A 22,699-nucleotide genomic window follows, 5' to 3' on the forward strand; every position below is an offset into this window, starting at 1 on the left:
TGATCGCCGCTTAGACTATGGCGATGCTTGATACGCCCACCCTACACACCCCGCGCTTCGAAATGCGCAAGTTGGTTCGTCAGGATGCGGCTGCGCTCTTTCCCACCCTGTCTGACGACGCGCAGTGTCTCTACATGTCGCGCGGCGCTTTCCGCAGCGAAGCGGAACTGGCGGATTGGCTGACTGATCCCGCATGGCCCGGTCGGACCTGGATTGCCGTAGACCGAACCACAGGGGCCGTCGCTGGTCGCTACGTCGCTTTTCCCGGTCGGGACGACGGGGTGTTTGAAGTCGGCTATGTCACGGTCATCGACCGTCAAGGGCGCGGCGTAGCCAAGGAGTGCATGACGGCTCTGATTTCCTACCTCTTGGAACGTGAGGGGCATCGGCGGGTCTACGCGGAAATCGACGTTGAGAACGTCGCATCCATCGCTCTGGCCGAAAGCCTCGGCCTGGTTCGAGAGGGCTGTCTGAGGGAGCACGAAATGACCCACAAAGGCCTGTGTGACATGGTCATCTATGGCGCGCTAAGGCACGAGTGGCGCGCGCCGCAGGCTTCGACCGCCTAGGCGCCGCAGGCTATCCATTCAACGCCACGCCACAAGATGTTGTGGTCAGGCCCGGCTGGGGATAGATAGGCCAGCTTCTGATTTCCGGGGATTCCAGCGTGACGGCCTTCACCCACGACGCCTATTTCACCAAGACGCTCGCTGACGCCGACCCGGATGTCTTCAAGGGCATTCAGGGCGAGCTGGGCCGTCAGCGCGAGCAGATCGAGCTGATCGCTTCCGAAAATATCGTCTCCCAGGCGGTGCTGGACGCGCAAGGGTCCGTCCTGACCAACAAATACGCCGAGGGCTATCCCGGTCGTCGCTATTACGGCGGCTGCGAGTTCGTCGACGTGACCGAGGATCTGGCGCGCGAGCGGGCCAAGCAATTGTTCGGCGCCGCCTTCGCCAACGTCCAGCCCCACTCGGGCGCGCAGGCGAACCAGGCGGTCTTCTTCACCCTGCTGCAGCCCGGCGACACCTTCCTGGGCATGGATCTGGCGTGCGGCGGACACCTGACGCACGGTTCGCCGGCGAACCAGTCGGGCAAGTGGTTCCGCCCTGTGACCTACAAGGTGCGCGAAGACACCCATCTGATCGACTACGACCACGTCGCCGAAATGGCCGAGCGTGAGAAGCCCAAGCTGATCCTGGCCGGCGCCTCGGCCTACAGCCGCCACATCGACTTCAAGCGCTTCCGCGAGATCGCCGACAGCGTCGGCGCCTATCTGATGGTGGACATGGCGCACTACGCCGGCCTGATCGCCGGCGGCGCCTATCCGGACCCGATCCCGCACGCCCACGTCGTCACCACGACGACGCACAAGACCTTGCGCGGTCCGCGCGGCGGCATGATCCTGTCCCACGACGTTGATCTGGGCAAGAAGATCAACTCCGCCGTCTTCCCCGGCCTGCAAGGCGGCCCGCTGGAACACGTTATCGCCGCCAAGGCCGTGGCTTTCGGCGAGGCGCTGAAGCCCGAGTTCAAGGGCTATGCCCAACAGGTCGTCAAAAACGCCCAGGCTCTGTCCGGCGTCTTGATCGAGCGCGGCCTGGCCATCGTCTCGGGCGGCACCGACAGCCACCTGGCCCTGGTCGACCTGCGGCCCAAGGGCGTGACCGGCAAGGCGACCGAGCATGAGCTCGAAAAGGCGCTGATGACCTGCAACAAGAACGGCGTGCCTTTCGACACCGCGCCGTTCACCGTCACCTCGGGCGTCCGCCTGGGTACGCCGGCCGGCACCACGCGCGGCTTCGGTGAGGAAGAGTTCAAGCAGATCGGTCACTGGATCGCCGACGTCGTCTCGTCGATGAACGGCGGCGACGAAGCCGATCCGGCCGTGGTCGCAGGCGTCGCGGCCCAGGTGCGAGAGTTGACGCACCGCTTCCCGATCTACGGATAAGCGCCTGATGAAGTGCCCTTTTTGCGGTCATCAGGATACTCAGGTGAAGGACAGCCGGCCGTCGGACGACGGCTCGGCCATTCGACGCCGCCGGTCCTGCCCGAACTGCAACGGGCGCTTCACGACGTTCGAACGCGTGCAACTGCGTGAGCTGGTCATTCTGAAACGCAACGGACGGCGCACGCCCTTCGATCGCGACAAGCTGGAACGCTCGCTGGGCGTGGCGCTGCGTAAACGCCCGGTCCAGGCCGATCAGGTCGAGCAGATGGTCAATCGGATCGTCCGCCAGCTGGAAAGCCTGGGCGAGACAGAAATCCCGTCCAGCACGGTCGGCGACTTCATCATGAAGGCGCTGAAGGGCGTGGATGAGGTGGCCTATGTCCGCTACGCCTCGGTCTACAAGGATTTCCGCCACACCGGCGACTTCGCCAAGTTCCTGGGCGACGAAGGGTTCGACGAACCGTCCGGCAAGGCCTGATGCGGGTCACGCTGAAACTGGCGACCTCCCTGGACGGGCGGATCGCCACGGCCTCGGGCGAAAGCCAGTGGATCACCGGCGAAGCGGCGCGGCTGGAGGGTCACCGCCTGCGCGCCGCCCACGACGCGATCTTGGTCGGTGTTGAGACGGTTCTGCACGACGATCCCGAACTGACCGCCCGCCTGCCGGGACGCAGCGTGGATCAGCCCTTGCGCGTCGTGCTGGACAGCCGGCTGCGCACGCCGCAGGCGGCGAAGGTCGCGGGCGAAAACACCCTGATCCTGACCGCTGTGGAGCCGCGCAGTATCGGCGCCGCCAAGGTGGTGCAGATCGACGCCAAGGATGGTCGTCCCACCATCCCCGCCGTGCTGAAAGCCTTGGAAGCCGCCGGCGCAACCTCGCTTCTGATCGAAGGCGGCGGCCAGATCGCGGCCGCCTTCCTGCGCGCCAATGCCGTCGATGCGCTGGAATGGTTCAGGGCGCCGATCCTGCTGGGCGGCGAGGGCAGGCCCTGCGTTGCGGCTCTCGCTCTTGCAAAGCTGGCTGACGCCCCCAAGTTCCGTCGCCTGGGCGTCGAGCCCGTCGGGGACGATCTGTGGGAACGCTACGCCCGTCTCTGACGCCGTCCAATTAGACGATTAGACGAATTAGACGGTATTTTTCTCCCAAGGGGTCCAGAGTCCAAATGTTCACCGGCATCGTCACCGACATCGGCCGCGTCCGCGAGGTCCGCGAGACCGATCGCGACCGCCGTTACGAGATCGAGACCGCGTGGAACACCGACGGCATCGACCTGGGCGCTTCCATCAGCCACGCGGGCTGTTGCCTGACGGTGACCGAAAAGGGCGCCGATTGGTTCGCCGTCGAGGTGTCGAACGAGACCCTGTCCAAGACCACCCTGGGCGCCTGGAAGACCGGGGACGGCGTCAATCTGGAGCGGGCCGCCAAGCTGGGCGACGAGATGGGCGGCCATGTCGTGTCCGGCCACGTCGACGGTCTTGGGCGGGTGGTTTCAATCACGCCCGAAGGCGGATCGCACCGGATCGAGGTCGAGGCCCCCGCGCCTCTGCATCGCTATATCGCCGCCAAGGGGTCGATCACGGTGGACGGCGTGTCTTTGACCGTAAACGCCGTCGAGGATCAGGTCTTCTCGCTGAACATCATCCCGCACACCTGGAACGTGACGACCCTGGGCCGCTTGAAAGTGGGCGATCCCGTCAATCTGGAGATCGACATGCTGGCGCGATACCTCGCGCGATGGCAGGAGACCGCGTGATGCAATTGGCCGCGAACATGAACGATAGCCCGATCAGTCCCATCGAGGACATTCTGGAGGACGCCCGCAACGGCCGTCCCTACATCCTGGTGGACGCCGAGGATCGCGAGAACGAAGGGGACATCATCATCCCCGCCCAGTTCGCGACGCCGGACCAGATCAACTTCATGATCCGCCAGGCGCGCGGCCTGGTGTGCCTGGCCCTGACCGCCGAGCGCGCCCAGCAACTGCGTTTGCCGCCGATGGCCGCAGACAACCGCGAGAGCATGAAGACCGCCTTCACCGTCTCGATCGAGGCCAAGGACGGCGTGACGACCGGCATTTCCGCCGCCGACCGCTCGCGCACCATTCATGTAGCGACCGACGCGTCAAAGGGCATGGACGACATTGTCTCGCCGGGACACATCTTCCCGCTGGTGGCGCGCGACGGCGGCGTTCTGGTCCGCGCCGGCCACACCGAGGCGGCTGTGGACATCAGCCGCATGGCCGGCCTGACGCCCGCCGGGGTGATCTGCGAGATCATCAAGGACGACGGCGAGATGGCGCGGATGCCCGATCTGGTCGCCTTCGCCCAGCTTCACGGGCTGAAGATCGGCACCATCGCCGACCTGATCGCCTATCGCCGCCGCACCGAACGCTTCGTCGAGCGGATCATGGATACGCCGTTCGAAAGCGTTCACGGCGGCCCGTTCCGCCTGATGCTGTACAAGAACACCATCGAGGGCGCCGAGCATGTGGCGCTGGTCAAGGGGCGCATCGATCCGGCCAAACCGACCTTGGTGCGGATGCACCAGGTGGACTTCGCCTGCGACCTGCTGGGCCACGTCGAGGCGCGCCAGGACTATGTGCCCAGCGCCCTGAAACAGATTACGGAGCATGACGGCCCCGGCGTGGTCGTCTTCCTGCGCGATCCGTCGCTGAACTCGCTGGCCGAACGGCTGGCGGGCGCGGACAAGCCGGCGGCGATGGATCGATCGCTGCGCGCCTATGGCGTGGGGGCCCAGATCCTGCTGGACCTGGGTGTCAGGGATATGATCGTGATGAGTTCGACGCGACCCGAACCGACGGCGCTGGAAGGCTACGGCCTGCGCATTGTCGGCTGGCGCGACATGGATGGAGAAACCAAGGCGTGACCGAAGCCCCCCGTATTTTGATCGTTGAGGCGCGCTTCTACGACGACCTGGCCGACGCCCTGCTGGAAGGGGCCAAGGAGACGCTGAAGGCGCGCGGCGCCGACTTCGACGTTATCACCGTGCCTGGCGCGCTGGAGGTGCCGCCGGCCATCGCCCTGGCCGAGGAGGCTGGCCGCTTCCCGACCGCACCCCGCTATGACGGCTATGTGGCGCTGGGGACGGTCATCCGTGGTGAGACCTACCATTTCGAGATCGTCTCCGATCAGTCGGCGGCCGGCATCATGGCGCTGGGCGTCAAGGGCGTCATCATCGGCAACGGCATCCTGACGACCGAGGACGAAGATCAGGCCTGGTATCGGGCCCGTCTTTCGGAAGGAGATAAGGGCGGCGGCGCGGCCAAGGCGTGCCTGGACCTCATTGCATTGAAGAAGCGGTTGCGTCATGGCGTCGGCGCATGACTGAACCGAACAGCGTCAAAGCCGTCCTCGAACAACTCGCCGAAGCCGAAAAGCAGCGCGCCGAGCCCAATCTAAGCTCCAAACAGCGTCGCGCCCGCACCGTGTCGCGTCTCGCCGCCGTCCAGGCCCTGTATCAGATGGAACTGGCGGGCGAGGGCGTGGAGACGGTGATCACCGAATTCTCCAACTTCCGCTTCGACGCCGACATTGAGGGCGAAGCCCTGGCGGAGGCCGACGAGGCCTATTTCGCCGACATCGTGCGCGGCGTGATCGAAAGCCAGCGCGACATCGACACGGCCATCAAGGCCCGCCTGGCCTCCAACTGGAAGCTGGAGCGGATCGACGCCACCCTGCGCGCCCTGCTGCGGTCAGGCGCCTGGGAGTTGATCAAGCATCCCGAGACCCCGCGCGAGGTCGTGATCGACGAATATGTCGAACTGGCCAAGGCCTTCTTCGACGACGCCGAGGCGCGCTTCGTCAACGCGGCGCTGGACGGCGTGGCCAAAGACACCCGCAAATAATGCCGGCGCTCGACGTCGCGGGCGAGTTCGAGACGATCGAGCGGCTGTTCAAGCCCCTGGCCCATCCTGAGTGGGGCAGGGGGCTGGCCGACGATGTGGCGGCGCTGCCATCACGCCCCGGCTATGACCTCGTCCTGACCAAGGACGCCCTCGTCGAGGGCGTGCATTTCCTGCCCGACGATCCGCTGGACACGGTCGCCCGGAAGCTGCTGCGGGTGAACCTTTCGGATCTTGCCGCCAAGGGCGCTGAGCCGTTCGGCTATCTGCTGGCCTGCTTCTGGTCGGAACGCTGCGGCTGGCCCGAGCGCGAAGCCTTCGCCGCCGGGCTGGCCGAGGATCAGGCGCGGTTCGCCGTTCATCTGCTCGGTGGGGACACGGTCAGGACTCCTGGCCCACTGTCGTTCTCTCTGACGGCCCTGGGGTGGGCGCCGACGGGCAAGACCGTTTCTCGCGCGGGGGCGCAGATCGGCGACCTCGTCTTCGTCACCGGCGTCGTCGGGGACGGGCTTCTGGGGCTCAAGGCGGCGCAAGGACAACTGGCTCTGGCGCCTGAGCGGATGGAAGCCTTGGTCAGCCACTACCGGATGCCGACGCCACGGACCGACTTCGCCGACATCGTGCGCGAGTTCGCCACAGCATCCGTCGATGTGTCGGACGGCCTGGCTGCCGACCTGGCCCACATCGCGCAGGCCAGCAGGGTCGGTGTGGCGCTTAACCTGAACGTCCTGCCCCTGTCCGCGGCGGCCCAGTCCTGGTTCGACGACCGGGTCGATCCGCAGCTATCGCTGGAAGATCTGGCCAGCGGTGGTGACGACTATGAGATCGCCTTCACCGCCCATCCGCGCCACGAAGACGCCCTGCGTCGCGAGGCCGAGCGCCGACTGATTCGCCTGACCCGCGTCGGTGAAGTCACCGCAGGTCAGGGCCTGACGGTCCTTTACGACGGTCAGCCCGTGCCGATGTCCAGAAACGGCTGGACCCACGGCTGACCCGGCAAGGGAATCCTAACACCCGTCCGGCATGATGTCGTGATGGACCGTAGAACCCTGATCGCCGCCGGAACCGCTGCTCTGACCGGCGCCGCCGCCAGTCGCGCCGCCGCCTCTGGCAGCGAAACCGAGTCTGCGGCTGCGGCCCTGAGCATCGCGGGCCTCGGCCTGCCCGTCATCGAGGGGGGGCGTTTGCGGAACTACGTGTTCGTCGCCTTCAGGCTCGAACTGGGCGCCGGCAAGACCGTCGAGCAGATGAAGCCCAAGGAGGCTTTCTTCCGCGACGCCGTCGTCCGCGCGGCCCACAAGACGCCCTTCACCGTGCCCGGCGACTGGACACGGCTGGACGAGCGGGCCCTGTCCGCGTCTCTGGTGGCGGCGTCTGCGGCGATCTCGGGTCGCGGCTCCGTGCGACGCGTCGAGGTCGTCAGCCAGTCGCCGCGTCGCCGAACGGGCATGCAGACCGCCCGCTGAACAGGCTGAGTGACCGCTGTTGCGTCACTCCGCCTGCCATGACAGGCTCCCTTTGCAAATCCCAAAGAACGCACTGACGCGTTCGCCGCGTGCGGGGGGACCGGAAGGCGGACAGAGGCGATAACGCCCGACCGCGCCAAGGCCTGCGCGCCTGTTTGCAAGGGCATGGAAACGCCAATGACGAACTCACTTACGCTGGTCTTCGCGGCCGGTGTGCTGGCGGTGCTGTATGGCGCCGCGCAGACCGCCGTGCTGATGAAGGCGAGCACTGGCAACGACAAGATGCGAGAGATCGCCGCCGCGATCCAGGAAGGCGCCTCGGCCTATCTGAAGCGGCAATATCTGACCATCGGCATCGTCGGGATCGTGATCCTGATCGCCGCCTATTTCCTGATCGGCGCTTACGCCGCCGTCGGCTTCCTGATCGGCGCCGTCCTGTCCGGGGCAGCGGGGTACGCCGGGATGCTGATCTCGGTGCGGGCCAATGTGCGCACGGCTCAGGCTGCGTCCGAAAGCCTGTCCAAGGGGTTGAACCTGGCGTTCCGGTCAGGCGCCATCACCGGCATGTTCGTGGCGGGCGGCGCCCTGATCGGGGTGTCAGGCTACTACATCGTGCTGACCCAGCATCTCGGCTTGGCTTCGACGGGCCGCGAAGTGATCGACGGGCTGGTGGCGCTGGGCTTCGGCGCCTCGCTGATCTCGATCTTCGCGCGTCTGGGCGGCGGCATCTTCACCAAGGGTGCCGACGTGGGCGGCGACATGGTGGGCAAGGTCGAGGCGGGCATCCCCGAGGACGATCCTCGTAACGCCGCCACCATCGCCGACAATGTGGGCGACAACGTCGGCGACTGCGCCGGCATGGCGGCCGATCTGTTCGAGACCTATGCCGTGACGACCGTCGCCACCATGGTGCTGGCCGCGATCTTCTTCAGGGGGCAGCCCTATGTGGATCTGATGATGGTGCTGCCGCTGGCGATCTGCGCGGTGTGCATCGTCACCTCAATCATCGGCAGCTTCTTCGTGCGGTTAGGCAAGTCGAACAACATCATGGGCGCCCTCTATCAAGGGCTTATCGTCACCGGCGTCCTGTCCATCGGCGCGGTCTGGTGGGTGATCGACCAGATGGTGACGGGGCCGATCGTGACGGCTAGCGGTCTGGAAATCCAGCCGATGGCGCTGTTCTGGTCCGGTATGGTCGGCTTGGCCGTTACGGCGGCGATCGTGGTCGTGACCGAATACTATACCGGATCCGGCTTCCGTCCGGTGCGATCGGTCGCCAACGCGTCGGTGTCCGGGCATGGCACCAACGTCATTCAGGGCTTGGCCGTCTCGCTGGAGGCGACGGCGCTGCCGGCGCTGACGATCATCGTCGGCATCGTGGCCAGCTTGCAGCTGGCCGGCCTGTTCGGCATCGCCATCGCCACCACGACCATGCTGGGTGTGGCGGGAATGATTGTGGCGCTGGACGCCTTTGGACCCGTGACCGACAACGCCGGCGGCATCGCCGAGATGGCGGGTCTGCCCAGCGATGTGCGGCATTCGACGGATGCTCTGGACGCCGTGGGCAACACGACCAAGGCCGTGACCAAGGGCTACGCCATCGGTTCGGCGGGCCTCGGCGCGCTGGTGCTGTTCGCCGCCTATACGTCGGATCTGCAGTATTTCTCGGCCAACCCGGCGGACTATCCCTTCTTTGCCGGGATGGGCGAGATCGCCTTCGATCTGACCAATCCCTACGTCGTCGTCGGCCTGCTGTTCGGGGGACTGCTGCCGTTCCTTTTCGGCGGCATGTCGATGATGGCGGTGGGACGCGCCGCCGAATCGGTCGTCGCGGAAGTGCGGCGCCAGTTCCGGGAGAACCCTGGCATCATGACCTATGAGGTGAAGCCGGAATACGGCCGGGCGGTCGACATCCTGACCAAGGCGGCAATCCGCGAGATGATCGTGCCGTCTCTGCTACCGGTGCTGTCGCCGATCGTCCTGTTCGTCGCGGTGCTGGGCATTTCGGACAAGGCGAACGCCTTTGCCGCTCTCGGCGCCATGCTGATGGGGGTGATCGTCACCGGCCTGTTCGTCGCCATTTCGATGACATCAGGCGGCGGCGCCTGGGACAACGCCAAGAAGGTGATCGAGGAAGGCTTCACCGACAAGAACGGAGTCGTCCACGGCAAGGGCTCAGAAGCCCACAAGGCGGCCGTGACCGGCGATACGGTGGGCGATCCCTACAAGGATACGTCGGGTCCGGCGGTGAACCCGATGATCAAGATCACCAACATCGTCGCCCTGCTGCTGCTGGCGGTGCTGGCGAGCGGGACCATCGGCTAGCCTAAAAGCTCAGCCCTTATGAAACGCCCCGGAGAGCGATCTCCGGGGCATCTTTTCTTTGGAAAGATGAGCCGCCTCAGTCGGGGCGGCGCTGGCCGGGGGTGTCGTCCTCGGTGCGGGGCAGTTGGCCACGGCCGACGTTGCCCAGCAGTTGTTCCAGAACCGTCAGCTCACGACCGCGCGTCGGCGTCTCGTTGCGGTTCATGGCGATCTGCTCGCCGTCCGTCAGGCCGAGAGTGCGCACCGAAGCCACCTGATCGCCCTGCGGGACGAAGGTGATTTCGGTCACCGTGCGCGTCGAAACCTTGGGCAGGTTGTAGGTGTATTTCTCGGTCGTCTGGCTGATGTAGTACCAGACCTGATCCGGCTCGAACGTCGAAGTGGTCGAAGGCGAACCCAGCTTGGCGAGGACGGTTTCCTTGGTGTCCGTACCGGCGACCACGTCTTGCGGCTTGGCGTCGATGGCCTGGAAGCCGTTGGAGCCGATGGTCGGGGCGCAGGCGGCGGCCAGGCCGGCCAGCGAAACAGCGACGAAAAGCGGGACGAAACGGGACATGGTCGGGCGCCTGCGAGAGAACAAGGTCTTTGACCTAGACGGACCTGCGTCCTAGTTCAACGGCGCGGCGGAAAAGGGGCCGTTGGAACCCATGCTGAAAAACCTGTTCAAACCCCGATCCGGCGTCCGTCTCGGCGACGATCTTTACGCCAAGGCCGTCAGCCAGGCCCGCAATCCGGCCTTCTACACGCGCCTGGCGGTCGATGACCGCATCGACGCGCGATTCGAACTTTACACGCTGCATGTGCTGTTGCTGGTGCTGCGGCTGCGCGATGAGAACACAGCTCAGGGCCAGGATGCGGCTCAGGCGGTCTTCGACGTCTATGTCTCGGCGCTGGATCACGTCCTGCGCGAAGAAGGCGTGGGAGACGTCGCCGTCGGCAAGAAGATGCGTAAGCTGGGCGAGGCCCTCTACGGCCGGATGAACGCCTATGAGCAGCCGCTGCGCGCTGGCGATGCGGCGGCTCTGGCGGAGGCGATGGCGAAGAATGTCTATGCGGATCCGCAAGCGCCCCATGCGGACACATTGGCGCGCTATGCGCTGACGACACGCGCGGCCCTGGCGGCGCAGGATTTCAACAAGGTGCTGGCGACGCCGGCCTGGGCGGAAGTTTGAACGAGATGAGCGCGACGCTCCCCTACAGTGAAACGGTGCGGGTCAATCAGATCGGCGCGGGCCTGAGCCGCCGGCTGGAGCCGGATGCAGACACTCGCAAGCGAATCGCCCGCAGCCTCGATCTTCAGGGGCTGGACGATTTCGCCGTCGATCTAGAAATCAAGCCGACGCCGTCAACCAGCGAATGGACGATGAAGGGCAGGGTGACCGCACATGCGGTGCAGACCTGCGGCCTGACGCTGGAGCCCTTGCCAGTCGATGTAAATCGCCGGTTCTCCATTCAGCTTGTCGAAGCCAAGCCAGAGGAAACCGACGAGATCGAGGTCACGCTGGATGAAGAAGACGCCGACGTGATCGAGGACGGCAAGATCGACCTGGGCCAGTACGCGGTCGAGCAATTGGTGCTGTCGCTTGATCCGTTCCCGCGCAAGCCGGGCGCGGAGTTCGTGCAACCTGAGGAGCCGACGGAGATTTCTCCGTTCGCGGCCCTGAAGGCGCTCAAGTCCAAAGACGACCAAGGCTGAGGTTGACGTAGGGGCCGGGTGGTTGCATCCCCCGGCGTCGGCGCTATCGTCCAGCGCATCCTGCCAAGCGTCGCGCGACAAGACGACGCGGCCACAAGAGGTCCATTTGCCAGCCCCAGTTACGATCTCGCTTGACGCCATGGGCGGCGATCACGGGCCCTCCGTCGTCGTTCCCGGCATCCGCAGCTATATCCGGACCCATGACGGGGAGGGAGTTCGCTTCCTGCTGCATGGCGACGAAGCCAAGATCGCGCCGGAACTGGCGCGTTGCGGACTGGCGGCGGACGTCTGCGAGATCCGCCACACCGACAAGGTCGTGGCCATGGACGAAAAGCCGGCCCAGGCCATGCGCCGCGGCAAGGGCTCCAGCCTGTGGAACGCCATCGAGGCGGTGAAGACGGGTCAGGCCGGTGGCGTCGTCTCGGCCGGCAATACCGGCGCCCTGATGGCGATCTCGAAACTGATTCTGCGGATGTCTGCGCCCGGACTTGAGCGTCCGGCTATCGTCGCCAGCTGGCCCACCTTCAAGGGCCATACGGCGGTTCTGGACGTCGGCGCCAACATCGGCAGCGATGCGGAGCAGCTGATCGAGTTCGCCATCATGGGCGAAGCCTTCCAGTCCGCAGTGCGCGGCATCGCCCGCCCGACAATCGGCCTCCTAAACGTCGGGTCCGAGGACATGAAGGGCAACGAACAGGTCAAGGAGGCGCACGCCATCCTGCGCGACGGGCCGTTCGATCTGAACTATCACGGCTTCGTCGAGGGCGACGATATCGCCAAGGGCACGGTGGATGTGGTCGTGACAGACGGCTTCACCGGAAACATCGCGCTGAAGACCGCCGAAGGCACAGCGCGCTATATTTCCGCCCTGTTGAAAGAGGCTTTGACCTCCAATCTGCAATCCAAGCTGGGCGCCGTCATCGCCATGCCGGCGTTGAAGAAAATGCGCCAGAAGATCGACCCCAGCGCCATCAACGGCGGCCCCCTGTTGGGCCTGAACGGTATCGTGGTGAAGAGCCATGGCGGCGCTGACGCCAAGGGGTTCGGCAATGCGATCCGCATCGCTGTCGATCTGGCCCGCAGCGACTATATGAGCAAGGTGGGGGACAACCTGGGCAAGCTGGACGCGGTGTTCGACCATGCCGCCAAGCCCGCCGCAGCCGTGGGAGAACCCCTCCAGTGACCGTCACCCGCAGCGCCGTGACCGGCGTCGGCTCTTACCTGCCGGATGAGATCGTCACCAATGCCGACCTGGCCAAGTTCGTCGACACATCCGACGAATGGATTCAGGAGCGCACCGGGATCAAGCAGCGTCACAAGGCGCGTGATGACCAGCCGACCAGCGATCTGGCGGTCGAGGCCGCCAGGAAGGCGCTCGCCGACGCGGGCAAGGCGGCGTCCGATGTCGACCTTATTATCGTGGCCACCACCACGCCCGACATGACCTTCCCGGCGGTCGCGTCGATCGTCCAGGCCAAGCTGGGCGCGGGCGTCGGCATTGCTTTCGATGTTCAAGCTGTCTGCTCCGGTTTCGTCTATGCGCTCAGCGTCGCCGACGGCTTCGTGGCGCGCGGTCTGTCGAAATGCGCCCTGGTGATCGGGGCCGAGGAGATGACGCGGCTGATGGACTGGACCGACCGGACCACCTGCGTCCTGTTCGGCGACGGGGCCGGTGCCGTGGTGCTGGAACCGCGCGAAGGGCAGGGGACATCGGACGACCAGGGCATGTTGGGTTTCGCCTTGCGGGCCGACGGATCCAAGACCGATCTGCTCTATGTCGATGGCGGCCCGGCGACGACGGGGACCGTTGGCCATCTGCGCATGGCCGGAAACCAGGTCTTCCGTCATGCCGTAGTGAACATCGCAGAAGGCATCACCGCCGCCTGCGCAGCCGCCAACATCCAGATCGCGGATGTCGACTGGTTCGTGCCGCACCAGGCCAATCAACGAATCATCAAGGGCGTCGGCGACCGGTTGGGTCTGGATGAGAACAAGGTGATCTCCACCGTCGCCACCCATGCCAACACCTCGGCCGCCTCGATCCCGCTGGCGCTGGATGCTGCGATCCAGGATGGACGGATCAAGAAGGGCGATATGGTGCTGCTTGAAGCCATGGGCGGCGGCCTGACCTGGGGCGCCTGCGCGTTTCGGCTGTAATCGACATCGAGGCATTGATTTTTCGGGGGCTTTGCGCCCCTATGGATGCGAGCGGATCGCATGACAGCGGGGATAAGATGGCAGGCCAACAGACCGTGACGCGCGCCGACTTGTGCGAAGCCGTGCATGAAGAGGTCGGCCTGTCGCGTCAGGAATGCTCCAGCCTCGTCGAGCGCACCCTGGAACTGATCGTCGAATCGCTGGAACGCGGCGAGACGGTGAAACTGTCCGGCTTCGGCGTCTTCCAGGTGCGTGAGAAGCGCGCACGGATGGGCCGCAATCCCAAGACGGGCGAACCGGCGGCGATCAATCCGCGCCGGGTCATCAGCTTCCGCGCCTCACAGATCATGAAAAGCCGGGTTCACGACGCCGTCGTCGAGGCCTGATCGCGGTGGCCAAGAGCGCCGACGCCTTCCGAACCATTTCCGAAGCGGCCGAAGAGGTCGGTGCGCCGCAGCATGTCCTGCGGTTCTGGGAAACAAAGTTCGATTTCGTCACGCCGGTCAAACGAGCCGGCGGTCGGCGCTTTTATCGGCCTCAGGACATCGCGGTGCTGAAGGCGGTCAAACGTCTTCTGCACGACGACGGGCTGACGATTCGCGGCGTCCAGCGTCTGCACAAGGAGCAGGGGCTGAAAAAGCTTATCGGGGCGGAGGCCGCCGCATTGATCGACGATGGCGATGTCACGTTCTCTACGGCCATTTCCGATGTCGCGCGGGCCGAAACCTCGAAATTGCATCAGGTTCTGGCCGATCTGGAGCAGGCCAAAGCGCGTCTGGACGCCGTTCTTTGACGGTAGGTGGAAAAGTCGTTTTAGCGTTTGCGGACAGCGATCCCCCCGTCTATAGGGAGCGCCTTCGGAGCGTGGCGCAGCCTGGTAGCGCACTTGACTGGGGGTCAAGGGGTCGCAGGTTCGAATCCTGTCGCTCCGACCATTCTTGAAAGAGAATGATGATGGTGGGGTCGTCCTTATGGGCGGCCCCATCGCCGTATCTGGGCCCAGGTTAGACGCTCAGCCGCGCTCGGCCCATCGCAGCAGCGGGATGAGCGGCAGGCCCCAGGCGGTCCCGCCGATGCCGAAGAACAGGAAGTCGATCCACTGCGACGGCGGCAGCATTCCGCGCAGGGCGATCAGGCCCCAGACCCAGAAAACGAGAAAGAGCAGCACGCCGATCGCGGCGACGAAGCGACGCAGACGCGGCGGCATCAGCGCTTGTTCCGGAACAGGAAGAAGGCGACCAGACAGATGCCCGATCCCACGAGCGCCCACGGCACCCAGGCCCAGCTGTCCATCGTGCTGACCGCGAAGACCCGCACCGCCAGAAACCATCCGCAGGCCAGTCCAATCCCGGACACCAGGCTTGTGCCGCCGAAGCCGCGCCGGCCCGTCAGAAGGTCCGCGATCCAGGCCAGCAGCAGGCCGCCTGCGACGGCGGCGGCGATATCGGCGTATTGCAACCCTGATCTCCTGCGGCGACAGCGCCGTTAACTCAATCCGACTCGATCTTGTCGCTTGGGGCGGGCATACCGCACCGGTCGCGTCTGGTCTTCGTTCGACGCGACACCATATCCGGGTCAGTGTCAGGCGTCGAATGAACCGTTTCGGAAATCCAGATCGTAACCGCGCCGTCGCCGTATGGCTGTTCGCCACGGCCGCCGTCGTCTTTCTGATGGTGGTGATCGGTGGCATCACGCGGCTGACAGGCTCGGGCCTGTCGATCACGGAGTGGAAGCCCATCATGGGCGCCATACCGCCTTTGAACGACGCGCAGTGGGCCGAGGCCTTCGAGAAGTACAAGCAGATCCCGCAGTACGCGCAGGTCAACGCCGGCATGAGCCTGGGCGAGTTTCAGGGCATCTTCTGGTGGGAATGGCTGCACCGGCTGATCGGGCGCCTGGTGGGTATGGTGTTCGCCCTGCCGCTGATCGTCTTCCTGCTGTGCCGTCTGGCGCCGGCCCGGTCGGTATTCCACCAGTGGGCGATGCCCAACCGCCTGATCTGGCGTTGTGTCCTGCTCCTGGCTCTGGGCGGCCTTCAAGGCCTGATTGGATGGTGGATGGTGTCCAGCGGCCTGTCCGAGCGTGTCAGCGTGGCTCCGGAGCGTCTGGCGACACACTTGGGTCTGGCGTTCGTCCTGTTCGCCGCCCTGATCTGGACGGGGCTAGAGGCCTGGAATGGCGAAGATCATGGCCGCCCGCCGTCGGGTTGGGCGAGGGGCGCCGGCCTGCTGCTGGGCGCGGTCTTTCTGCAATGTCTGCTGGGCGCTCTGGTTGCGGGCGGTCATGCAGGGCTGGTCTATACCGACTGGCCGCTGATGAACGGCGCCGTTCTGCCGCCGGCCGACTGGAACCTGGGCGCGGCCGCCTTCCTGCATGATCAGGCGCTCACGCAGTTCAATCACCGACTGGTCGCCTATGGTCTGCTGATCGCCGTCAGCGTCTATACATTCCAGGCCTGGCGCTGGCGCGTGGCGGAGGGAATGGGGTTCGGCGCCTTCACGCTTGCGGGTGTGATCTGGTTCCAGGCTCTGCTGGGGATCGTGACCCTGCTGCACGCGGTTCCGGTGTGGCTTGGTGTATTGCACCAGGCGGGCGCCGCGATCGTGCTGGCGACGGCCACCGTGAACCTTTGGTTGGTGCTGCGGGCTCAGCCGCGCATCTTCATGTCCGGACCGAGGACCATGGGCCTCTGATCGCCAAGGTCATGCCGGGGTACATGATGTTGACGAACAGCACCTCGCCATCCGGCGAGAAGCAGGCGCCGGCAAACTCGGAGTTGCCGGTGAAGACGTTGCGGCCGATCGTATAAACCTTGCCCTCTGGCGTGACGCCTTTCAGGTGGTTGCGGACGTCCGAGGAATAGTTGTCCTCGCACAGGATCAGGTGTCCCCAAGGCGCGACGGTAATGTTGTCGGCCATGTTCATCGTCTTCGGGTCCGTGCTTTCCACGAACAACTGCAGCCGGTCCGCCGCGCCGTTCAGACCGGGAACCAGCCGCATGACCTGACCGCGGCGGATCGGCCCGCCAGAGGTCGCGGTGAAATACAGCTCGTCGTCGCCCCACCAGACGCCTTCGCCCCGCGCAACCCAGGCCGCGCCGGCCGCATGACCGCGCTTGGCCAGGTCGCCATTGGGAGATTCGACGTCGTCCAGATCGATCCATTCGATCTCCCTCCAGTCGCCGACAGCCCAGGTGCGACCGTCCTGATTGCGCGTGTCGGCCGAGGGCGCGCCTTTCCAGGCCATTGCCTGAAGCCGGCCGCCCTCGATCAACTTGCCGGGCGCATTGGGAATGAAGCGATAGAAGAGGCCGGCGTTGTCGTCTTCGGTCAGATAGACGACGCCAGTGCGGGGATCGACGCAGACGGCCTCGTGATCGAACCGGCCCATCGCCTTGAGAGGTACGGGATCAACCAGGCCGGTCGCGGTCGCCGGCACTTCGAAGACCCACCCGTGGTTCTTGGTCACATCGGCGTCGGCCGGCGTCTCCAGCGTCTCCTCGCAGGTCAGCCAACTGCCCCAAGGCGTCGGGCCGCCGCAGCAATTGGTCGAGGTGCCGGCCAGCGTCAGATGCCGGCTGACCATCCGGCGGGTCGCCAGATCATAAATGATGGTGGAGCAGCCGCCGGGCAGGGGGCGGCCATTCTTGTAGGTGTCGTAGCCCCGGCTGGCGTCCAGCAGGTCAAGCCGTTCCTCACGAAGGCCGCCTGGACCCAAGTTGCGATGCAGGCCGCTGGAGCCCTTCAGCTCGTGATTGACGACCAGGGCCACCCGAGACCCTTCCAGTGGGAAACAGGCCATGCCGTCGGGCTGCCCCGGAGCGAACAGGCCGTCGTCCATCGTGTCGCCGCTCTGGGCGACGACCTGATAGGAAAAGCCTTCGGGCAGATCGAGCAGACGATTGGAATCGCGCAGCAGCGGTCCGTAGCCATGGACCTCGTTGACGTAGGTCTCTTCACCCGCCGTCTGAGCGGCGGCATGACGCGCCAGTCCTGAGAAGGCGGCGGCTGCGCCCGTGGCGATCAGACCACGACGATGAAGGATCATGAGGGGCTCCAAAGCTGTCGCCGTTGCGATGCCCGGCTATAATCATGGTTTGATGACGTTTTATGTTACGCCGTAACGCCGCTTGACCTCTTCGCGTCAGGTATTTTAATACCGCATTTAAAAATTAGCGTTTAATCAATACTTTGTGGCAGATGCGGTGTTGTCGCGTGCGTTGACGCGACCAATCGTCTCCTGTATCAGCGCGCCTTCATTCGGTCCCCTCGGGGGCCGGACCCGATTTTCGTCTCCAGGAACCCCCTCATGCTGAAGAGCACTACGGCTTCGTTGAAGCCGGCCGAGGTCGAGAAGAAGTGGATTCACATCGACGCCGAAGGCGTCGTGGTGGGCCGCCTTGCGACCTTCATCGCCAACCGTCTGCGCGGCAAGCACCGCGGCGACTACACCCCGCACGTCGATTGCGGCGACTATGTCGTCGTCACCAACGTCGACAAGGTGGTGTTCACCGGCAAGAAGAACACCGACAAGATCTACTATCGCCACACCGGTCACCCGGGCGGCGTCAAGTCGACCACGCCTGAGAAGGTTCTGGGCGGCCGCTTCCCCGAGCGCGTGCTTGAAAAGGCCGTCGAGCGCATGCTGCCCAAGGAAAGCCCCTTGGCCCGCAAGCAGATGACGCACCTGCGCCTGTTCTCTGGCAACCAGCACGACCACGAAGCCCAGCAACCGGAAACGATCGACTTCAAGTCGGCGTCGCCCAAGAACACCCGGAGCGTCTGAGCATGACCGACGTGACCAACACTGAAACCGCAACCGGCTTCGACGCCCTGAAGGGCCTGAGCTCTTCGGTCGAGAACGACGCGCCCGTCTATGTCCAGAAGCTGGACGCTCAAGGCCGCGCCTATTCGACCGGCAAGCGCAAGAACGCCATCGCTCGCGTCTGGGTGAAGCCCGGCACCGGCAAGATCACCATCAACGGCAAGGACCAAGAGCAGTATTTCGCTCGTCCCGTGCTGCGCATGATGATCGCTCAGCCGCTGACCGTCTCGGACCGCGCAACGCAGTATGACGTGATCTGCACCGTCGAAGGTTCGGGTCTGTCGGGCCAAGCCGGCGCCATCCGCCACGGCCTGTCGCACGCCCTGACGCACTTCGAACCGGAACTGCGCAAGGTCCTGAAGCCGCACGGCTTCCTGACCCGCGACAGCCGCGTCGTCGAGCGCAAGAAGTACGGCCGCGCCAAGGCTCGCCGCAGCTTCCAGTTCTCGAAGCGCTAATCGCGTTTACGCGGTTTGGATTTGGGGCGCTTCGGGGAGACCCGGAGCGCCCTTTTTCTTGCGCCTTTGCTCCTTAAGCGGAGAAGGGACGGGAGAGACAGATGACCCACACCATCTTCATCGACGGCGAAGCCGGCACCACGGGGCTGGAAATCCGCGAGCGGCTGGAAGCGCGCCCGGATCTGAACCTGCTGTTGCTGGGCGACAGACGTCGGGACGCGGATGCACGGCGTGAGGCCCTGAACGGCGCCGATGCGGTTATCCTGTGTCTGCCTGACGATGCGGCGCGGGAAGCCGTGTCCATGATCGACAACCCGTCGGTCAAGGTGATCGACGCCTCGACCGCCTATCGGGTCGCGCCGGGCTGGGCCTATGGTTTTCCTGAAATGGATGCCGGGCAGCGTGCGCTGATCGCCCGCTCTCAGTTCGTGTCGAACCCCGGCTGCTATCCCACGGGCTTCATCGGCCTGATGCGGCCGCTGGTGAAGGCGGGTCTGGTTCCCGCCAACTATCCGGTCACGGTCAATGCGGTGTCGGGCTATTCCGGGGGCGGCAAGGCCATGATCGCCGAATTCGAGGCGGCCCCAAAAGACAGCGGAGGCACCGCGACCGCCTATCGCGCCTATGGTCTGACGCTGAGGCACAAGCATGTGCCCGAAATGACCAAACACACTGGTGTGAGCCGAGACGTGCTGTTTACGCCGGCGGTCGGCAACTACCGCCAGGGCATGCTGGTGGAGGTTCCGCTGCATCTGGGGGCCCTGCCGGAAACCCCTTCTGTCGAACGGCTGCACGGCGCTCTGGTCGAGGCCTATGACGGCCAGCGTTTCGTCGAGGTCGCTGATCTGGAAGAGACCGAGGCCATGACCGGCATCGAGCCCGAAGGCCTGAACGGCACCAACCGCCTGCGCTTGCATGTCTTCGGCGATCGCAATGGCGAGCAGGCGCGGCTGGTCGCTTTGCTCGACAACCTGGGCAAGGGCGCGTCGGGCGCGGCGGTGCAGAACCTGAACATCATGCTGGGCCTGGATGAGGCGACCGGTCTGATCTGAGGTCTGAAACCATTCCGCGACCTTCGTCGTATCAGGGACATGACCCAGTCCCTGATCCTGCATCGCCGGGGCCTTCTGATGGGCGCCGGCGCGCTCGCCCTGTCCGCCTGTTCGCCTGAAACGTCCGAAGCCGGGGAGGGGCAGTACGCAGCCTCGCCCTATCGTCGGGTGTCCGATGCGGATTGGCGACGACGCTTGGGCGAAGCCTCCTGGCGCGTCATGCGGCACGAGGGGACGGAGCGTCCCTATTCCAGCCCGCTGAACGATCAGCACGCTCGCGGGACCTTCGTCTGCAAGGGCTGCGATCTGCCGCTGTTCCGATCGCAGTGGAAGTTCGATTCCCACACCGGCTGGCCCAGCTTCTACGACATCATCGCCGCCAATATCGGCAAGAAGCGTGACCTGGCCATCGGCATTCCACGCACCGAATATCATTGCGTCCGCTGCCTGGGACACCAGGGGCATGTGTTCGACGATGGTCCGCGTCCGACGGGGCTGCGCTACTGCAACAACGGCGTGGCGCTGAAGTTCGTGTCGGCCTAGGCGAGACGGGCGCGCACGGCTGAATCGACGGTCAGGCCGAAGATGACCGAGGCGATGATCACCAGCAGCCCATAGTCGTGACCGGCGAAGAATACGGGCGCGCAGGCCATGGCGATGACGATCAGTGGAAACAGTCCGGCCCACACCGCCGTGCCCGGCGTGCTGACGTGGATCAGCGGCTGGGCGACCGGTCGTTTCATTACGCGCGCCATTCGTTCGTTGAGCAGGACAAAGGCGGCCGCGCAGATGACGGCCGAGATCACGTATTTGACCGTGTTGCCCGGTTCGCCGAACAGGCTGGCCGTCATGATCAGCAGGATCAAGGCGACGCCTGTGCTGACGGCGAGGAGGGCGTTGGGTTCGAGACGGTTCAAGACTTCACTTTCACATAGCTGCCCGGCGCCGGCTCGATGGGCTTGAGTGGGCCCTTGGTTGGGTCGCGGGCGGGGATTTGAGCGCCGGAACGCGCGCCGAGCCAGGCCGACCAATGCTCCCACCAGCTGCCGGGATGTTCGACGGCGTCAGCCTGCCATTCGGCCAAGGTCGCGGGCAGGGCAGGGTTGGTCCAGTGCTGATACTTCTTTGCGGCAGGGGCGTTGATGACGCCGGCGATGTGACCTGACCCGGCCAGGGTGAAGGTCACATCCTTGCCGCCGAACAGTTTGGCGGACCGATAGACGGAGTTCATCGGCGCGATGTGATCCTCTCGGCTGGCCTGAAAATAGAGCGGGATCTCGACCTTCGACAGGTCCGCCGTCAGGCCGCCGATCTCGAACTGCCCCTTGGCCAGGGCGTTGGCCCCATACATTTGACGCAGATAGTCCAGATGCAGGGTCTTGGGCATGCGTGTCTGATCGGCGTTCCAAAACAGCAGGTCGAAGGCTGGCGGATCCTTCCCCAGCAGATAGTTGCTGATGAAGAAGGACCAGATCAGGTCGTTGGACCGCAGGGCGTTGAACGTTTCGGCCATAGCTGCGCCCGGCAAGACGCCGCCCGCCGCATCCATCTGACGCTCGATCTCGGCGATCCAGTGTTCGTCGGTGAACAGCAGCAGGTCGCCGGCCTCGGCGAAGTCATGTTGAGCGGCGAAGAAAGTGGCGGCGGCGATGCGCTTGTCGCCCTTGGCCGCCATATGCGCCAGACCAGCGCCAAGCAGGGTGCCGCCGATGCAATATCCCACGGCATTCAGTTGCTTGGTTCCCGCCTGCTCCAGCGTCTTCTCGATCGCGCGATAGATACCCTTTTCCAGATAGTCGTCGAAGCCGAAACCGGCCTTGTCCTTGTCCGGATTGACCCAGGAACAGACGAAGACCGTGAAGCCTTGAGCCGACAGCCAGCGGATCAGCGAGTTCGCCGGCTGCAGGTCCATGATGTAGAATTTGTTGATCCAGGGCGGGAAGATCAGCAGCGGGATTTCGTGCTGGCTTTCAGTTAAGGGTGCGTACTGGATCAGTTCGAACAACTCGTCGCGCCAGACGACCTGGCCCGGCGCGGTGGCGACGTTCTCGCCGACGACGAACTTGCCATAGTCGGCCTGACTGATGCGCAGCGATCCCCCGCCACGTTCCAGATCGGCGGCGAAGTTCTGCATGCCCTTCACCAGTGATTCGCCGCTGGTCTCCGCCAAGGCCTTCAGCGCGACGGGGTTGGAGGCCAAAAAGTTCGACGGGGAGAAGGCGTCAGTCAGCAGGCGGGTGAAGAACTGGGCGCGACGTTTCAGCGTAGGATCGACGTCCTCGACCCTGGCGATCAGGCCGTTCATCCAGTCCGACGTCAGCAGATAGGATCGCCGCATCATGTCGAACATCGGGTTTTCGGACCAGGCCGGGTCCTTGAACCGCTTGTCGACCGGTGCGGGATCGGGCGCCTCGCCGGCCGCCTGACGCGCCGTCGATGACCAAAGCTGCATATAGCGGCCAAACAGGTCGGCCTGGGCCTGAATCATCTTGTCAGGCTGGGCGGCCAGACTGGTCATGACTGACGTCATGGCCGGCGCGACGTTGAAGGGATCGGCGGAAAGGGCGGCCGGCCGATCGGCCTGAGTCAGCGCCGCCTCGGCGATCGCGCTCTGGGCCATCATGGCCGCCTTTGCCAGATTCATCGACAGGGTTTCGATCAACTCGGCCTGGTTTGGCGTCGATGCGGTCGGCTCAGGCGCCTGCTTTGCACGGGGTTCAGGTGCCGCGTCCTGGGCTTCCGCAGGTTTCGACTTGGGCTGGCGAGGCGGGCGGGGCTTGGCGGACGTCGGACGTCCGGCCTTGCGCACAGGGCGGTCAGCGGCGTCTGTCGGCGTTCTGGGAATCTTGGCCATGATCGTCCTTCGCGCGTCCTGCGCCAGAGGGCGGTTCATCCGCCCTTCCGCGC

The 22,699-nt window shown here is 64.9% G+C and carries 28 protein-coding genes and 1 tRNA gene; 23 read left to right on the forward strand and 6 right to left on the reverse strand.

Annotated features, from left to right (window positions below; all coding sequences use genetic code 11):
- Positions 1-23: 23 nt before the first annotated feature.
- From E4341_RS08915 to E4341_RS08965, 11 genes are all read left to right on the forward strand, one after another.
- Positions 24-569, forward strand: a complete 546-nt coding sequence (locus E4341_RS08915; RefSeq protein ID WP_205751258.1) for a GNAT family N-acetyltransferase — start codon at positions 24-26, stop codon at positions 567-569.
- Between the two features lie 98 nt (positions 570-667).
- Positions 668-1,951 carry a serine hydroxymethyltransferase gene (gene glyA / locus E4341_RS08920; protein WP_165116701.1) on the forward strand — a complete coding sequence of 428 codons (1,284 nt, stop codon included), beginning with the start codon at positions 668-670 and terminating at the stop codon, positions 1,949-1,951.
- Positions 1,952-1,958: 7 nt separating this feature from the next.
- Positions 1,959-2,429, forward strand: coding sequence for a transcriptional regulator NrdR (nrdR, locus tag E4341_RS08925; RefSeq protein WP_039245113.1), 471 nt, complete (start codon positions 1,959-1,961; stop codon positions 2,427-2,429).
- Positions 2,429-3,049: a RibD family protein gene (locus E4341_RS08930; protein ID WP_165116703.1), complete on the forward strand. Its 621-nt coding sequence runs from the start codon at positions 2,429-2,431 to the stop codon at positions 3,047-3,049. Before nrdR ends, E4341_RS08930 begins: the two co-directional genes overlap by 1 nt.
- Before the next feature lie 65 nt (positions 3,050-3,114).
- On the forward strand, positions 3,115-3,705 hold the full coding sequence (locus E4341_RS08935) for a riboflavin synthase (protein ID WP_165116705.1): 591 nt from the start codon (positions 3,115-3,117) through the stop codon (positions 3,703-3,705).
- On the forward strand, positions 3,705-4,838 hold the full coding sequence (gene ribB, locus E4341_RS08940; RefSeq protein ID WP_205751259.1) for a 3,4-dihydroxy-2-butanone-4-phosphate synthase: 1,134 nt from the start codon (positions 3,705-3,707) through the stop codon (positions 4,836-4,838). The genes E4341_RS08935 and ribB overlap by 1 nt, the downstream gene beginning before the upstream one ends.
- The gene (ribH, locus tag E4341_RS08945) at positions 4,835-5,296 is read left to right on the forward strand and encodes a 6,7-dimethyl-8-ribityllumazine synthase (RefSeq protein WP_017503913.1); all 462 of its coding nucleotides are present in this window, start codon (positions 4,835-4,837) and stop codon (positions 5,294-5,296) included. Before ribB ends, ribH begins: the two co-directional genes overlap by 4 nt.
- On the forward strand, positions 5,293-5,817 hold the full coding sequence (gene nusB / locus E4341_RS08950) for a transcription antitermination factor NusB (protein ID WP_017503912.1): 525 nt from the start codon (positions 5,293-5,295) through the stop codon (positions 5,815-5,817). Before ribH ends, nusB begins: the two co-directional genes overlap by 4 nt.
- A complete protein-coding gene (gene thiL, locus E4341_RS08955) occupies positions 5,817-6,806 on the forward strand; it encodes a thiamine-phosphate kinase (RefSeq protein ID WP_165116709.1) in 990 nt (329 codons plus the stop codon). The genes nusB and thiL overlap by 1 nt, the downstream gene beginning before the upstream one ends.
- A 42-nt stretch (positions 6,807-6,848) precedes the next feature.
- Positions 6,849-7,280 (forward strand): hypothetical protein, encoded by a 432-nt coding sequence (locus tag E4341_RS08960; RefSeq protein ID WP_165116711.1) that lies wholly within the window; start codon positions 6,849-6,851, stop codon positions 7,278-7,280.
- A 177-nt stretch (positions 7,281-7,457) separates the two neighbouring features.
- The gene (locus E4341_RS08965) at positions 7,458-9,605 is read left to right on the forward strand and encodes a sodium-translocating pyrophosphatase (protein WP_165116713.1); all 2,148 of its coding nucleotides are present in this window, start codon (positions 7,458-7,460) and stop codon (positions 9,603-9,605) included.
- 76 nt (positions 9,606-9,681) lie between these two features.
- On the opposite strand, the gene E4341_RS08970 is transcribed toward E4341_RS08965, so the two are convergent.
- Complete coding sequence (locus tag E4341_RS08970) at positions 9,682-10,161, reverse strand: outer membrane protein assembly factor BamE (RefSeq protein ID WP_165116715.1); 480 nt, start codon at positions 10,159-10,161, stop codon at positions 9,682-9,684.
- Between the two features lie 91 nt (positions 10,162-10,252).
- Between E4341_RS08970 and E4341_RS08975 the strand changes: the two genes are divergently transcribed.
- The 7 genes from E4341_RS08975 (at position 10,253) to E4341_RS09005 (ending at position 14,393) form a co-directional block, all read left to right on the forward strand.
- Positions 10,253-10,777: a ubiquinol-cytochrome C chaperone family protein gene (locus E4341_RS08975; RefSeq protein ID WP_017503907.1), complete on the forward strand. Its 525-nt coding sequence runs from the start codon at positions 10,253-10,255 to the stop codon at positions 10,775-10,777.
- Between the two features lie 5 nt (positions 10,778-10,782).
- Positions 10,783-11,301, forward strand: coding sequence for a DUF177 domain-containing protein (locus E4341_RS08980; RefSeq protein WP_165116717.1), 519 nt, complete (start codon positions 10,783-10,785; stop codon positions 11,299-11,301).
- A gap of 139 nt (positions 11,302-11,440) precedes the next feature.
- On the forward strand, positions 11,441-12,484 hold the full coding sequence (gene plsX / locus E4341_RS08985) for a phosphate acyltransferase PlsX (RefSeq protein WP_240893665.1): 1,044 nt from the start codon (positions 11,441-11,443) through the stop codon (positions 12,482-12,484).
- Complete coding sequence (locus E4341_RS08990) at positions 12,481-13,458, forward strand: beta-ketoacyl-ACP synthase III (RefSeq protein WP_165116721.1); 978 nt, start codon at positions 12,481-12,483, stop codon at positions 13,456-13,458. Before plsX ends, E4341_RS08990 begins: the two co-directional genes overlap by 4 nt.
- Before the next feature lie 77 nt (positions 13,459-13,535).
- Positions 13,536-13,844, forward strand: a complete 309-nt coding sequence (locus E4341_RS08995; RefSeq protein WP_026108237.1) for an integration host factor subunit alpha — start codon at positions 13,536-13,538, stop codon at positions 13,842-13,844.
- A 5-nt stretch (positions 13,845-13,849) separates the two neighbouring features.
- Positions 13,850-14,251 carry a MerR family transcriptional regulator gene (locus E4341_RS09000; RefSeq protein WP_055809228.1) on the forward strand — a complete coding sequence of 134 codons (402 nt, stop codon included), beginning with the start codon at positions 13,850-13,852 and terminating at the stop codon, positions 14,249-14,251.
- Positions 14,252-14,316: 65 nt separating this feature from the next.
- Positions 14,317-14,393 (forward strand) — tRNA-Pro (locus tag E4341_RS09005).
- 77 nt (positions 14,394-14,470) lie between these two features.
- Here the strand turns inward: E4341_RS09005 and E4341_RS09010 are convergent.
- Both E4341_RS09010 and E4341_RS09015 read right to left on the reverse strand, forming a co-directional pair.
- Positions 14,471-14,665, reverse strand: coding sequence for a DUF2842 domain-containing protein (locus tag E4341_RS09010; protein WP_017503901.1), 195 nt, complete (start codon positions 14,663-14,665; stop codon positions 14,471-14,473).
- Positions 14,665-14,916, reverse strand: a complete 252-nt coding sequence (locus E4341_RS09015; RefSeq protein WP_165116723.1) for a transglycosylase — start codon at positions 14,914-14,916, stop codon at positions 14,665-14,667. The genes E4341_RS09010 and E4341_RS09015 overlap by 1 nt, the downstream gene beginning before the upstream one ends.
- A 134-nt stretch (positions 14,917-15,050) precedes the next feature.
- Between E4341_RS09015 and E4341_RS09020 the strand changes: the two genes are divergently transcribed.
- Positions 15,051-16,151, forward strand: coding sequence for a COX15/CtaA family protein (locus E4341_RS09020; RefSeq protein WP_165116725.1), 1,101 nt, complete (start codon positions 15,051-15,053; stop codon positions 16,149-16,151).
- Here E4341_RS09020 and E4341_RS09025 read toward each other — a convergent pair.
- Positions 16,120-17,505 (reverse strand): alkaline phosphatase PhoX, encoded by a 1,386-nt coding sequence (locus tag E4341_RS09025; protein WP_165116727.1) that lies wholly within the window; start codon positions 17,503-17,505, stop codon positions 16,120-16,122. The genes E4341_RS09020 and E4341_RS09025 overlap by 32 nt on opposite strands.
- A 261-nt stretch (positions 17,506-17,766) precedes the next feature.
- On the opposite strand from E4341_RS09025, the gene rplM reads away from it, so the two are divergent.
- From rplM to msrB, 4 genes are all read left to right on the forward strand, one after another.
- The gene (rplM, locus tag E4341_RS09030; protein WP_055809236.1) at positions 17,767-18,243 is read left to right on the forward strand and encodes a 50S ribosomal protein L13; all 477 of its coding nucleotides are present in this window, start codon (positions 17,767-17,769) and stop codon (positions 18,241-18,243) included.
- 2 nt (positions 18,244-18,245) lie between these two features.
- Positions 18,246-18,740, forward strand: a complete 495-nt coding sequence (gene rpsI / locus E4341_RS09035) for a 30S ribosomal protein S9 (RefSeq protein WP_017503896.1) — start codon at positions 18,246-18,248, stop codon at positions 18,738-18,740.
- Between the two features lie 101 nt (positions 18,741-18,841).
- The gene (argC, locus tag E4341_RS09040) at positions 18,842-19,792 is read left to right on the forward strand and encodes an N-acetyl-gamma-glutamyl-phosphate reductase (RefSeq protein WP_165116729.1); all 951 of its coding nucleotides are present in this window, start codon (positions 18,842-18,844) and stop codon (positions 19,790-19,792) included.
- A 39-nt stretch (positions 19,793-19,831) separates the two neighbouring features.
- Positions 19,832-20,335, forward strand: a complete 504-nt coding sequence (gene msrB, locus E4341_RS09045) for a peptide-methionine (R)-S-oxide reductase MsrB (protein ID WP_165116731.1) — start codon at positions 19,832-19,834, stop codon at positions 20,333-20,335.
- Here the strand turns inward: msrB and E4341_RS09050 are convergent.
- Together E4341_RS09050 and phaC are read right to left on the reverse strand one after the other, a co-directional pair.
- On the reverse strand, positions 20,332-20,709 hold the full coding sequence (locus E4341_RS09050) for a hypothetical protein (RefSeq protein WP_165116733.1): 378 nt from the start codon (positions 20,707-20,709) through the stop codon (positions 20,332-20,334). The genes msrB and E4341_RS09050 overlap by 4 nt on opposite strands.
- The gene (gene phaC / locus E4341_RS09055) at positions 20,706-22,646 is read right to left on the reverse strand and encodes a class I poly(R)-hydroxyalkanoic acid synthase (RefSeq protein ID WP_205751260.1); all 1,941 of its coding nucleotides are present in this window, start codon (positions 22,644-22,646) and stop codon (positions 20,706-20,708) included. The genes E4341_RS09050 and phaC overlap by 4 nt, the downstream gene beginning before the upstream one ends.
- Positions 22,647-22,699: the final 53 nt, after the last annotated feature.

The organism is Brevundimonas sp. 'scallop' (assembly GCF_011045535.1).
GTDB classification, from domain to species: Bacteria; Pseudomonadota; Alphaproteobacteria; order Caulobacterales; family Caulobacteraceae; genus Brevundimonas; species Brevundimonas vesicularis.